A 13,236-nucleotide genomic window follows, 5' to 3' on the forward strand; every position below is an offset into this window, starting at 1 on the left:
CGGGAAGGGCCCGGGCTGATGCCCGGGCCCTTCCCGCGTCTCCGAACGCCTGCCGCCGTTACTTCTTCTCCTTCGGCGCCTCGGCGTCGGTGGACAGCGCGGCGATGAAGGCCTCCTGCGGGACCTCCACGCGGCCGACCATCTTCATCCGCTTCTTGCCTTCCTTCTGCTTCTCCAGCAGCTTCCGCTTACGGGAGATGTCACCGCCGTAGCACTTGGCGAGGACGTCCTTGCGGATCGCGCGGACCGTCTCACGGGCGATCACCCGGGAGCCGATGGCCGCCTGGATCGGCACCTCGAACTGCTGGCGGGGGATGAGCTTCTGGAGCTTGCCCGCCATCATCACGCCGTAGCCGTAGGCCTTGTCCTTGTGGACGATCGCGGAGAAGGCGTCCACCGCGTCGCCGTGCAGCAGGATGTCGACCTTCACCAGCTGGGCGGACTGCTCGCCGATGGGCTCGTAGTCCAGCGAGGCGTAGCCACGGGTCTTGGACTTCAGCTGGTCGAAGAAGTCGAAGACGATCTCCGCGAGCGGCAGGGTGTAGCGCAGCTCGACCCGGTCCTCGGACAGGTAGTCCATGCCCTGGAGGTTGCCGCGGCGGGACTGGCAGAGCTCCATGATCGCGCCGACGAACTCGTTGGGCGCGAGGATGGTGCCGCGCACCACCGGCTCGAACACCTCGGCGATCTTGCCGGTGGGGAACTCGCTCGGGTTGGTGACGGTGTGCTCGGTGCCGTCCTCCATGACCACCCGGTAGACCACGTTCGGGGCGGTGGAGATCAGGTCAAGGTTGAACTCGCGCTCCAGGCGCTCCCGGATGATCTCCAGGTGCAGCAGGCCGAGGAAGCCGCAGCGGTAGCCGAAGCCGAGCGCGACCGAGGTCTCCGGCTCGTACACCAGCGCGGCGTCGTTGAGCCGCAGCTTGTCGAGGGCGTCGCGCAGCAGCGGGTAGTCCGAGCCGTCCAGCGGGTAGAGGCCGGAGAACACCATCGGGCGCGGGTCCTTGTAGCCGCCGAGCGCCTCGGTGGCGCCCTTGTGCATCGAGGTGATCGTGTCACCGACCTTGGACTGCCGGACGTCCTTCACACCGGTGATGATGTAGCCCACCTCGCCGACGCCGAGGCCGTCGGCGACCTTCGGCTCGGGCGAGATGACGCCGATCTCCAGCAGCTCGTGGGTCGCGCCGGTGGACATCATCGAGATCCGCTCGCGCTTGGTGAGCTGCCCGTCCACCACACGGACGTAGGTGACCACGCCGCGGTAGGAGTCGTACACCGAGTCGAAGATCATCGCGCGGGCCGGGGCGTCCTTGACGCCGACCGGGGCCGGGACGGTGTTGACGATGTGGTCCAGCAGGTCCTCGACGCCCAGGCCGGTCTTGGCGCTGACCTGGAGCACGTCGGAGGGGTCGCAGCCGATGATGTGGGCGATCTCGGCCGCGTACTTCTCCGGCTGGGCGGCCGGCAGGTCGATCTTGTTGAGGACCGGGACGATCGTGAGGTCGTTCTCCAGCGCCAGGTACAGGTTGGCGAGGGTCTGCGCCTCGATGCCCTGGGCCGCGTCGACCACCAGGATGGTGCCCTCGCACGCGGCGAGGGAGCGGGACACCTCGTACGTGAAGTCCACGTGGCCGGGGGTGTCGATCATGTTGAGGATGTGCGTCGTCCCGGCGTTCGGACCGGTCTTCGGCGCCCACGGAAGGCGGACCGCCTGCGACTTGATGGTGATGCCGCGCTCACGCTCGATGTCCATGCGGTCGAGGTACTGGGCACGCATCTGCCGGGGGTCGACGACGCCGGTGATCTGCAGCATCCGGTCTGCGAGCGTCGACTTGCCGTGGTCGATGTGGGCGATGATGCAGAAGTTGCGGATCAGCGCCGGGTCGGTACGGCTGGGCTCTGGCACATTGCTGGGGGTCGCGGGCACCTTGGTCCGATTCTCCGTTGGTCCGGGGCCGGGGGTGTCCGGGTCATCGCTGACCGGTTTCCCGGGGACCGGACGGGCTCGTCCGATCGAAATAGTCCCTGCCATCTTCCCACGACCGCGGGGCGGGCCGCCGTTCGGGCACCCGGGGCCGTCCGGGGCCGCCCTCGCGAGCGGTCGGGGGCGGCCCTCGCGGGCGCCCGGGTTTGGGGCGGGCAGCGGGCCCCTGGTAGCGTGGGCTGCTGCACCCGGCCTCGGCATGCCCTCTCAGCTGGTCCGACGGCCACCGGGTGCGAACCCGTTCAAATCCTTAGACAAGACTGAGGCTCCTTCGTGGCGAACATCAAGTCCCAGATCAAGCGCAACAAGACCAACGAGAAGGCGCGCCTGCGCAACAAGGCCGTCAAGTCCTCGCTGAAGACCGCTCTGCGCAAGGCCCGTGAGGCCGCTGCCGCCGGCGAGACCGAGAAGGCCACCGAGCTGGCCCGCGCCGCCTCCAAGGCGCTGGACAAGGCCGTGAGCAAGGGCGTCATCCACGCCAACCAGGCCGCCAACAAGAAGTCGGCCATCACCAAGCGCGTCAACACCGCCGTCCAGGCCTGACGCCCCGGGGTCTTTCGACCCCCACCGCTTCGGAGCGACCCGGCCCTCTACCCGGCCCCCCGAGGCGCGCAAGACTCGCACCGCACGCGGCCTGCGTTCGCCACGCGGGTGCGGTGCACAGAAGCAGTGCGACAGGCGTCGCAGCCGGCCTCTCCCCGAGGCCGCTGCGGCGCCTGTCGCGTTCCGCGGCCCGGCGGCTATCGTCGGTCGGGTCCGACCGGGGTGCGGGGAGCACCTCGGCGCCAGGTCCAGGGGGGAACTTCCATGACGACGCCACCGCCGCCGCAGCCACCGAACGGGCCGGGATACGGCTTCCCGCAGCCACCGAACGGACCGGGGTACGGCTTCCCGCAGCAGCCGGGCGGGGGCGCGCAGCCCGTACCGGGCGCTCCCGGCCCCGCGGGCGCCGGCGGCTTCGGACCGCCGCCGGGGCTGCCCACCGCGCCCGGCCTGCCCGCCGCCCCCGCCCCCGGGCGGAGCGGGAACCTGCGGCGCAACGCCGTCTGGGCGTTCGTCGGCGCGGTGACCGTCTCGATCGGCTGGGCCGCCGCCGTGACGGCCGTCCCCGGCCTGGTCAGCAGCGACTCCTCGCCGCGCGACCTGCGCGGCTACCACCTCTCCGACGACTTCTGCGCCACCGGGAAGCCCACGAAGCTCCTGCAGACCTACTCCGTCTCGGACACCTCCAAGCCGACCCACCACACCGACCGGCACCCGGCGCTGGACAGCATGAACTGCTCGATGTCGCTCAAGCGCACCGGCGGCACCAGCGACAGCGAGTCCGCCACCCTCTACATGCGCGTCGACCTGCACAAGGCGGTCAACCCGGCGCCCGAGCTGGAGGCCAACAAGGAGCTCTACCGGGCCCGCGGCTACCAGGTCACCGACATCGCGGGGCTCGGCGAGGAGGCGTACTTCCTGTACAAGGACGACGGCTCGGACCAGTACCACAGCGTCTACGCCGAACTGGACATCCGCGACGGCGGGATGACGTACTACGTCACCTACTCGGCCGGCTACACCGAGGGCAAGGGCAAGCCGCCGACCAAGGAGGAGCTGCGCACCGCCCTCCAGTCCGACGGGCAGGACACCGTGCGGGCCATGAAGAAGTAGCGCCGGGCCCGCGGCGCCGGGCCGTCAGTAGGCGGGCCGGGAACCGGCCCGGGAGGCCCGGGCGACGGCGACCACCGCGCGCTCCAGGGCGTACGCCGGGTCGTCCGAGCCGCCCTTGACGGCGGCGTCGGCCTGGGCGATCGCGGTCAGCGCGGTGGCCACCCCGTCGCCCGTCCAGCCGCGCATCTGCTGGCGGACCCGGTCGACCTTCCACGGCGGCATGCCCAGCTCGCGGGCCAGGTCGCCCGGGCGCATGTTCCGCCCGGCGCTCGCCAGCCGGCCGATGCTGCGCACGCCGGAGGCCAGCGCGTAGGTGATGCCGGTCGGCGGCTGGCCGACGGCCAGCGCCCAGCGCAGCCGCTCCAGCGCCTCCGCGGCCCGGCCGGTGACCGCCAGGTCGGCGACCTCGAAGCCGGTCGCCTCGGCCCGGCCGCTGTAGTAGCGGGCCACCACCGTCTCGTCGATCGTGCCCTCGACGTCGGAGGTCAGCTGGTTGCAGGCGGCCGCCAGCTCGCGCAGGTCGCTGCCCAGCGCGTCCAGCAGCGCCTGGCAGGCCTCCGGGGTCGCGGAGCGGCCCAGGGTGCGGAACTCGCCCTTGACGAAGGCCAGCCGCTCGCTCGCCTTGGCCAGCTTGGGGCAGGCCACCTCGCGCCCGCCGGCCTTGCGCCCGGCGTCCAGCAGGCCCTTGCCCTTGGCGCCGCCGGCGTGCACCAGCACCACGATCACTTCTTCGGCCGGGGCCTCGATGTACGCCTTGACCTCCTTCACGGAGTCGGCGGAGAGGTCCTGCGCGGCCCGGACCACGATCACCTTGCGCTCGGCGAACAGCGACGGCGTGGTCAGCTCGGCCAGGCTGCCGGGCTGCAGGCCGCCGGGCGGCAGGTCCCGTACGTCGGTGTCCGGGTCCGCCGCCTTCGCCGCCGCCACCACCTGGGCGACCGCGCGGTCCAGCAGCAGCTCCTCCTGGCCGACCGCGAGGGTCAGCGGGGCGAGCAGGTCGTCGGGTGCACTCTTCCTGGCCATCGCCTACCAGCATCCCACGGGCCGCGGACACTCCCGCCCGACGGAGCGGGCGGCCCGACCTGGACAATGTCCGGGTGAGCGAGAACCACACCACCGACCTCCCGGCCGTCGACGACCCGTACGCCCGGCAGCTGCTCGTCCTGCCCGACCGCGACACCGCCGAGGAGGCCGCCGAGGAGCTCGGCGCCGCCCAGCCCGACCTCGGCGAGCTCGAAGTCGTCCGCGACGCGCTCGCGGGCGAGGACGACGCCGAGGACGCCCAGTGGCTGGTCGTGGCCGAGGCCCCGGAGAGCGGCTGGACCCCGGCGCTGCTGCACGCCCTCGACCGCCTCGCGGCCGGCTACGAGGGCTGGCGCGAGGAGGCGTGACGGCCTGAGGGCCCCTGATCAGAGGTGCGGGGACTCGGGCGCGCCCCCGAGCCGCAGCTCGCCGACACCGTCCAGGACCTTCTCCGCCGAGGCGACGTGGCGGCCCGCCGTGACGACGTCGCGCAGGCAGCGGTCGAGCGGGGTGCGCTCGGTGTAGACCGCGGCCGATCCCACGGCGTCGTACAGGAGTTGGACCGCCTCCCGGCAGGCCCGGTGGGCGAACCGGCGGGCCAGCGCCGCCGTGCCGCGCTCCGCCGCCAGGCCCGCCGCCTGGGCCGCCCAGGCCTGCTCCAGCGTGCGGTACACGTAGGCGTCCGCCGCGCCGATCAGCGACTCGGCGTGCGCGAGGTCGGCCCGGACCCCCGGGTAGGGCAGCGCGGTGCGCCGGGCGGAGAGCAGCTCCCGGGCGCCGGCCAGCGCGGCCCGGCCGATCCCCAGCGGCACGCCCGCCATCTTGAGGGCGAGGTTGTCGGCGCGCAGGTGGAGCGGCTCCACCCGGGTGCCGGACGGCGCCAGGGCGAAGGTGTGCCGCTCCGGGACGAACAGGTCGGCGACCTCGATGTCGTGCGAGCCGGTGCCGCGCAGCCCGGTGGTGTGCCAGGTGTCCAGCACCCGGACCTGCGCGGCGTCCAGCACGGCGACCCTCGGGGTGCCCTCCGGGGTCAGGAACCCGGCCAGCACCCGGTCGGCGTGGGTGATCCCGCTGACGTGGGTCCAGCGGCCGGTCAGCAGGTGGCCGCCGCCGTGCCGGACCGACCGACCGGCCGGCGGCAGCACCGTCGCGGTGATCAGGTCCGGGTCCGGGAACAGCTCGGCGAAGACGACCTCGGGCAGCGAGACCACGGCCAGCGAGGCGTTCAGCGCGACGGACGCGCACCAGGCGACCGAGGCGTCGCCCTCGGCCAGCAGGTCGATCGCCCGGGTGGTCTCCGGCACGGTCAGCTCGACCCCGCCCAGCCGCGGCGGCAGGGCGGCCCGCAGCAGCCCGGTGGCCTTCAGGCCCGCCAGGACGTCACCGGGGATCCGGCCCAGCCGTTCGGTCTCCGGCGCGGTGGCCGGCAGGCCGGCGGCGTAGCTCCGTACCCGGTCCAGGACCGAGGCGGCGGTGCGGGCCGTCCCGGTGCGGGACGTACCGGTCCGGGGCGTCCCGGTCCGGGGCGGCAGTTCGAGGGTGGTCATCCGGTCCTCCTGGTTCGGCGGGTGCGGTGGGGTTCTCCGGGGCGGCGGGTCACAGGTCGTTCAACGCCTTGTCGAGCTCGGCCGCCAGGGTCGGGAGGTACGGGGCGCGCATGACGCTGTAGTGGTCGCCGGGCACGTCGACGCTCTCCGCCCGGTCGCCGAGCAGCTCCAGCCACCGCCGGGTGGTGGCCGTGCTGGCCCCGTCCATCGCCCGCAGCAGCCGGACCCGGCCCCGGTACGGGACGGGCCGGTGCTCGGCCAGCGCCCGGCTGAGGCGCAGGAACCGGCCCGCGAGCCGCTCCAGGGTGGCGCCGTCGATCTCCTCCGGCAGGACGCCGGCCCGCCGGGCCCGGGTCAGCAGCTCCTCGACCGGGGAGCCGCCGTCGACCGGCTCGAACTCCTCCGGCCCGGGGTTCCAGTCGTGGCCGGCCAGCCCGGCCAGGTCGCGGGCGAACCGGGCCAGCAGCGCCGGCTCGGCGGCGGGCTCGGTGCGGCCGGGCGGTTCGAGCAGGTCCACGGCCGCGACCAGCTCGACCGCCGCGCCCCGGTCGGTGAGCAGCCGGGCGGTCTCCAGGGCGATCACCCCGCCCATCGACCAGCCGCCGAGCCGGTACGGGCCGTCCGGGAACCGCGCGGTGATCGCGTCGGCGTAGTGCGCGGCCAGTTCGGCCACGGTCCGCGGGGCGGTCCGCACCCCGGGGTCCGCTTCGGCGTCCGCTTCGGGGTACTGGAGGGCGTGGACCGGCTGGTCCCCGTCCAGCAGGGCGGCGAGCCCGGCGTAGCAGAGCACGTCGCCGCCGACCGGGTGGACCAGGAACAGCGGCGGCCGGGCCCCGGTGCCCCGGACGGTGACCAGGGCCGCCCGGCCCTCGTCGTCGGCCCGCTCGCGCAGCACCCCGGCGAGCGCCTCGACGGTCGGCCGGGCGAGCAGCGTGGTCACCGGCAGCGAGCGGCCGGTGCACTGCCTGATCCGGGCCATCATCCGCACCGCGAGCATGGAGTCGCCGCCGAGGTCGAAGAAGTTCGCCGTGACGTCGAAACCGGAAGGGTCCGGGGCGGCGACGGCGGGGTCCGGGGCAGTGTCGGCGGTCGCTGCGGGAGTGCCGAAGAACTCGGCCCAGATCCCGGCGAGCAGCCGCTCGGCCGCGTCGCGCGGGGCGACCGCCCCGCCGGGGCGCGGGGCCGCGAGCCCGGGCGAGGGAAGCCGCCGGCGGTCCACCTTGCCGTTGTCGGTCAGCGGCAGCTCCGGCAGCAGGACGATCCGGGCGGGCACCAGGTACCCCGGCAGTTCCCGGCCGAGCGCCGCGCGCAGCTCCTCCTCGGAGGCGTCCGCCACCGCGTAGCCGACGAGCCGTCGCGGGCCGCCGCGCTCGCCCTCGGCCACCACGGCCGCCGCCCGGACGTCCGGCCGGCGCAGCAGCGCCGCCTCGACCTCGCCGAGCTCGATCCGGTGGCCCTGGATCTTCACCTGGAAGTCCGCGCGTCCGAGGAACTCGATGTCGCCGTCCGGCAGGTAGCGGCCGAGGTCGCCGGTGCGGTAGAGCCGCTCCCCCGTCACCGGGTGGCGCGGGAAGGCCGCGCGGGTCTTCTCCTCGTCGCCGAGGTAGCCACGGGCCAGGCCGGTGCCCGCGATGTACAGGTCGCCGGGGACCCAGGCCGGGCGCGGCCGCAGCGCCTCGTCCAGCACATGGAAGCGCTGGTTCCGCATCGGCCGGCCGTACGGGATGCTCGTCCGCTCCGGGTCCACCTCGGTGATCGGGTGCAGGATCGACCAGATCGAGGCCTCGGTCGCACCGCCCAGGCCGACGACCCGCGCGTCCGGCAGGACCGCGGCGACGGCGCCGGGGAGGGTGACGGGGATCCAGTCGCCGCTCATCATCACCAGCCGCAGCGGGAACGGGCCGCCGAGTGCCCGCACGTGCTCGACGAACATCTCCATCAGCGCGGGGACGCTGTTCCAGACCGTCACCCGGTGCCGGGTCACCAGGTCCAGCCAGGCGGCCGGCTCGCGCTGCGCCGGGGCGTCGGGCAGGACCACGGCGCCGCCGACCGCGAGCAGGCCGAACACGTCGTAGACCGAGAGGTCGAAGTTGAACGCCGACAGCGCCAGCACCCGGTCGTCCCCGGTCACGCCGAACCGGTCGTTGACGTCCCGGATCGTGTTGACCGCGCCGGTGTGCTCGATCATCACGCCCTTCGGCACCCCGGTGGAGCCCGAGGTGAAGATGACGTACGCGAGGTCCTCGGGCCGGGCCGGGGAGGGCGGCAGCGGGCCGTCCGCGCCGGTGTCCTCCGGCTCGGTGTCGACGTGCAGCGCGCGGGTGCCGTCCGGCAGGTCGAGCCCGGCCGCGACCGCCGAGCGGGTCAGCACCAGGCCGATCCCGGCGGCCTCCACGATCATCCGCAGGCGCGGGCCGGGCACGGCGGCGTCGACCGGCACGTAGGCGGCCCCGGTCTTGAGGACGGCCAGCGCCGCGACGACCTGCTCCCAGCCCTTGTCCAGCACGATGCCGACCAGCGTGCCCGGGCCGGCGCCGTCCTCGATCAGCCGGCGGGCGATCCGGTCGGACCGGCGGTCCACCTCGCGGTAGCTGAGGGTCCGGGCGGCGGTGATGACGGCGGGCGCGTCCGGCCGGGCCGCGGCCTGCCGCAGGAACGCGTGGTGCAGCAGCTCGGCGGGGACGGGGCCGTCGGTGGCGTTGACGGCCCGGCGGACCGCCAGGTCGGCCTCCGGCGCGAGCACGGCCGGCGGGCGGCGCCACGCGCCCTCCTCGCACAGGCCGCGCACCAGGTCCCGGTAGGCCTCCCACATCCCGTCGACGACGCCCTCGGGGAACACCTCCTCCACCACGTCCCAGTTCAGGACCAGCTCCCCGGCCTCCTCCAGGGCCTGGTGGTCGAGCCACACCTGCGGGGTGCGCACCGAGCTGGAGGCCAGCTCGCCGGCGGTGCCGAGCGCGGTCAGCGCGGTGAGCGCCCCGCGCTGCTCCGGGCCGCCGTCGGCGCCGTCGGCGGTGTTGTCGGTGTTGTCGCCGTCGGCGGTGTTGTCGGCGCCGTCGCTCCGGGCGGAGAAGCCGATCGTGCTGGTGAAGACCACCGGCATGCCCGCCAGGCCCGTCCCGCCGCGGGTGCGGTTGAGTTCGCGCAGCACCTCGACGCCGCTGACGTGGCCGTGTTCGAGGTCGGCCAGCAGCTGGTCCTGGAGGCGCGCGGCGCCCGCGGCGAAGGCCTCGCCGGGGGCGGCGTCGACCTCCAGCAGGGTGGTGGCGCTGAGGTTGCCGACCACCCGGCCGGCGTCCTCGTGCAGCGGCCGCCGGTGGAACGCCAGCAGGTTGAGCGTGAAGCGCGGCGAGGCGCTCCAGGCGCCCAGCACCTGCGCGTACGCGGCGCACAGCGCGGCCGAGGGCGAGAGGCCCGCCGCCGCGGCGTGCTCCTTGAAGCGCCGCCACGCCCCGGCCCCGACCCGGGCCGTGCGGTGGACGAACTCCGGCCGCCGGGGCGCCGGGCCCGGGCGCAGCGGCAGGGCGGGCGCGGGCGGCAGCGAGTCGACGCGGGCCCGCCAGTAGGCGAGCGACCGCTCGCGCCCCTCGGCGTCCGCCCCGGCGGCGGCGAGCACGTAGTCGCGGTAGGTGACGGCCGGGGCGGGGGTCGCGGGCGCCCCGTGGCGATAGGCCTGCGCCCACTCCCGGAACAGCAGCCCGGAGCTGCGGCCGTCGATGATCAGCGCGTCGAAGTTGAGGTGCAGCCGGGTGGTGCGGGCGTCGAGCAGGGTGGCCCGGACGTCGAACAGCGGCCAGGCCTCGGTGTCGAAGACCTGGTCCCGCATCTCCCGGTGGATCGCGGCCAGCCGGCGCTCCCGCTCGGCGGGGTCGCAGGCCCGCAGGTCGACGGTGGCGATCCGGTACTCGGGGACCTCGGCGAGCACCCGCTGGTGCCCGTCCCGGGAGACGACCGCGCGGAGCATGTCGTGCCGGTCGACGAGCTGCCGGAAGGAGGCGGCCAGCCGGTCCGGGTCGGTGTCGGTCAGGTCCACCTCGACCAGGAAGGAGGTGGAGACGTTGCCGAGCTCGAAGGCGTCGGTCCGGCCGACCAGGTAGGCCTGCTGGAGGTCGGTGAGCGGGAACGGCTCGTGGCGGGCCGCCGGGTCGGCGACCAGCGCCGTCCCGGGCCGTCGGGCGTCAGCGCCGCTGCCGCTGCCGTCGTTGTCGCCGCGTGCGGCCCGGACGGCGTCGGCGATCGCGGTGACGCTACGGCCGTCCAGCAGGTCGCGCAGCGGCAGGTCCACGCCGAGCCGCCGGGCGAGGGTCTGCCGGATGTCCATCGCGATCAGCGAGTCGACGGCCAGGCGCCGCAGCGGCAGCTCCCGGTCGTCGCCGGTGACGGCCGCGCCGCGCGCCCGGCCGACGATGCCGGCCACCAGCTCGACGACGTCCTCGGCGGGTCCCTGCGTCGCGGGCGGCTCCGTCGCGGGCGTCTCCGTCGCGGGCGCGGTGGGCGGCAGGGCGTCCGGCACCGCCTCCAGGCGTACGCCGTCGGCGAGCGCCACCGGCGTACCGTCGGGGCCGACCAGCCGTACCTGCGCGACCAGCGACCCCTCCGGTGCCGGCGCCCCGGCGCGGCGCGGGGCGCTGGTCCAGAGCCAGTAGCGCTCACGCTGGAACGGGTACCCGGGCAGGCGCACCGGCGGCCCGGCGGGCTCGCCGTGCACGCGCGCCCAGTCGATCCGCGCGCCCCGGGTGTAGAGCGCGCCGAGGCTGTCGAGGAGGGTGCGCCGGGCGTCCTCCCCCGGGCGCAGCGACGGCAGGACCACGGCGTGCCCGGCCGCCCGGACCTCGTCGAGCAGCGGCGAGGCGGGCCCGAGCTCGACGAAGGTGCGGTGGCCGTCCCGCAGCAGCGCGGCGAGGCCGGCGGCGAACCGCTCCGACCCGGCGGCGTCCGGCCCGGCCGTCTCCGGCGCGGCCGCGTTCCGGACCGTACGGGCCGCCACCAGCGCGTCCTCCGGGCTCATCGTGCCCGTGACGCACGCGGCCACCAGCTCGCCGGTGCCGTGGCCGAGGACGGCGGCGGGCCGCACGCCCCACGAGCGCCACAGCTCGGCGAGCGCGTAGCCGACGGCGAACGGCGAGAGCCGGCCGCCGGGCGCCTCGGCGCACTGGTCCAGGGCGCGGCGGAAGACCGGCTCGGCCTCGGCCAGGACGGCGACCGCCTCGGCGTCCGGCCCGGCCAGGGGGCCGGTGGCGCCGGTGAGGAGGAACACCGGGCCCCGGCCGCCCTCCGGGGTCCGGGTGCCGACCCGGACGCCGGCCGGCGGCTCCTCCTCCCGGCGGGTCCGCAGGAGGAGGTCCCGCAGCTCGGCGGCCGAGGAGGCGACGGCCGTCAGCCGGTGCGGGAAGTGCGCCCGGCCGAGGCCGGTGGCCCGGCAGACCGCCGCCAAGCCGGACCCGCCGGCCGCACCCGGCCCGTCGTCCGCGCCCGGCCCGCCGTCCGCGAGCAACTCGGTGTAGCGGTCGGCGAGTTCGGCGAGCGCGGCCGGCGACTTGGCGGACAGGGTCAGCAGCCGCGGCCCGCCCGGACCGGCCTCCCCGTCCCCGGTCTCCCCCGCCTCCAAGGCGGCCGGGGCCTCCTCGATGATCACGTGGGCGTTGGTGCCGCTGATGCCCTGCGAGGACACCCCGGCCCGCCTGGGCCCGGCCGTCCCCGGCCAGGCGGCCCGCTCGGCGACCAGCTCGACCGCGCCCGCCGACCAGTCGACGTGCGGGGTGGGCTCGTCCGCGTACAGGGTGGCGGGGAGCGTGCCGTGACGCATCGACAGCACCGTCTTGATCACCCCGGCGACGCCCGCCGCCGCCTGGGAGTGCCCGATGTTGGGCTTCAGCGAGCCCAGCCTCAGCGGCCGGTCCCGGTCCTGCCCGTAGGCGGCCAGCAGGGCGCGCGCCTCGATCGGGTCGCCGAGCTCCGTGCCGGTGCTGCTCGCCTCCACCACCTGGACGTCGCCGGGCGACAGCCGGGCGTCCGCCAGCGCCTGCCGGATGACCCGCTGCTGCGCCGACCCGCTCGGCGCGGTGAAGCCGTTGCTGGCGCCGTCCTGGTTCACCGCGCTGCCGCGCACCACGGCCAGCACCGGGTGGCCGTGCCGCCGCGCGTCCGACAGCCGTTCCAGCAGCAGCACGCCCACGCCCTCGGAGAGCCCGCTGCCGCCGGCCCCGGCCGAGAACGGGCGGCACCGGCCGTCCGGCGCCACGCCCTGCATCCTGGTGAACTCGGTGAACAGCTGCGGGGTGGACATGACCGTCGCCCCGCCCGCCAGCGCCATCGCGCACTCGCCGCCGCGCAGCGACCGGACGGCCAGGTGCAGCGCGACCAGCGAGGACGAACAGGCCGTCTCCACGGTGATCGCCGGACCGCGCAGGCCGAGCGTGTACGAGATCCGGCCGGACGCCGCGCCGCCCACCGCCCCGGTGGTCAGGAAGCCCTCGGCCTCCTCGGGCACCTCGCCGCGCCCCAGCCCGTAATCGAGGTTCGACAGGCCGGCGAACACCCCGGTCTCGGTGTCGCGCACCGACTCCGGGTCGATCCCGGCGTCCTCGAAGGCCCGCCAGGCGGTCTCCAGCAGTAGCCGCTGCTGCGGGTCCATGGCCAGCGCCTCGCGCGGGCTGATCCCGAAGAAGCCGGCGTCGAACTCGGCCGCGTCGTACAGGAATCCGCCGGAACCGGTCAGGCTCCGGCCGCCGCCCTCGGGGTCGTACAGCCCCTCCTCCCAGCCCCGGTCACGGGGGAACGCGCCGACGCTCTCCCCGCCCTCGGCCAGCAGCCGCCACAGCGCGTCGGGCGAGTCGACCCCGCCCGGGTACCGGCACGCCATGCCGACGATCGCGATCGGCTCCCGCTCCCCCTCCTCCAGCTCGCGCAGGCGCCCGCGCGCCTCGTGCAGGTCGAGGGTGAGGCGCTTGAGGTATCCGAGCAGCTTCTCGTCCGATGCTGATGCCATGACGGATCGGTCCTCCGTGGGGATCTGGTGGGCTCGTG

At 75.3% G+C, this 13,236-nt stretch carries 6 protein-coding genes and 1 pseudogene; 3 read left to right on the forward strand and 4 right to left on the reverse strand.

Annotated features, from left to right (window positions below; genetic code table 11):
* Window positions 1-58: 58 nt before the first annotated feature.
* A complete protein-coding gene (lepA, locus tag ACFVXH_RS24285; protein WP_063780165.1) occupies window positions 59-1,927 on the reverse strand; it encodes a translation elongation factor 4 in 1,869 nt (622 codons plus the stop codon).
* Between the two features lie 330 nt (window positions 1,928-2,257).
* On the opposite strand from lepA, the gene rpsT reads away from it, so the two are divergent.
* Window positions 2,258-2,527, forward strand: a complete 270-nt coding sequence (rpsT, locus tag ACFVXH_RS24290; protein ID WP_030309778.1) for a 30S ribosomal protein S20 — start codon at window positions 2,258-2,260, stop codon at window positions 2,525-2,527.
* A 264-nt stretch (window positions 2,528-2,791) separates the two neighbouring features.
* Entirely contained in the window at window positions 2,792-3,640 is an 849-nt protein-coding gene (locus tag ACFVXH_RS24295) for a hypothetical protein (protein ID WP_387827096.1), read from the forward strand.
* Window positions 3,641-3,664: 24 nt separating this feature from the next.
* On the opposite strand, the gene holA is transcribed toward ACFVXH_RS24295, so the two are convergent.
* The gene (gene holA, locus ACFVXH_RS24300; RefSeq protein WP_074000721.1) at window positions 3,665-4,663 is read right to left on the reverse strand and encodes a DNA polymerase III subunit delta; all 999 of its coding nucleotides are present in this window, start codon (window positions 4,661-4,663) and stop codon (window positions 3,665-3,667) included.
* A 74-nt stretch (window positions 4,664-4,737) separates the two neighbouring features.
* Here holA and ACFVXH_RS24305 point away from each other — a divergent pair, with 74 nt between their 5' ends.
* Window positions 4,738-5,031, forward strand: a complete 294-nt coding sequence (locus tag ACFVXH_RS24305) for a hypothetical protein (RefSeq protein WP_049657893.1) — start codon at window positions 4,738-4,740, stop codon at window positions 5,029-5,031.
* A gap of 18 nt (window positions 5,032-5,049) precedes the next feature.
* Here the strand turns inward: ACFVXH_RS24305 and ACFVXH_RS24310 are convergent, their stop codons facing one another.
* Together ACFVXH_RS24310 and ACFVXH_RS24315 are read right to left on the reverse strand one after the other, a co-directional pair.
* Window positions 5,050-6,210: an acyl-CoA dehydrogenase family protein gene (locus tag ACFVXH_RS24310; protein ID WP_387827100.1), complete on the reverse strand. Its 1,161-nt coding sequence runs from the start codon at window positions 6,208-6,210 to the stop codon at window positions 5,050-5,052.
* Window positions 6,211-6,259: 49 nt separating this feature from the next.
* Window positions 6,260-13,186 (reverse strand): annotated as a pseudogene (locus tag ACFVXH_RS24315) (amino acid adenylation domain-containing protein); the annotation flags it as partial.
* Window positions 13,187-13,236: the final 50 nt, after the last annotated feature.

Origin of the sequence: Kitasatospora sp. NPDC058184, from assembly GCF_042883725.1 — a bacterium.
Taxonomy (GTDB): Bacteria; Actinomycetota; Actinomycetes; order Streptomycetales; family Streptomycetaceae; genus Kitasatospora.

Excerpts from the sequence above, each read along its gene's own strand:
- ACFVXH_RS24295 (WP_387827096.1), top strand. The coding sequence starts at position 2,792 with ATGACGACGCCACCGCCGCCGCAGCCACCGAACGGGCCGGGATACGGC.
- holA (WP_074000721.1), bottom strand. The coding sequence starts at position 4,663 with ATGGCCAGGAAGAGTGCACCCGACGACCTGCTCGCCCCGCTGACCCTC.
- ACFVXH_RS24310 (WP_387827100.1), bottom strand. The coding sequence starts at position 6,210 with ATGACCACCCTCGAACTGCCGCCCCGGACCGGGACGCCCCGGACCGGT.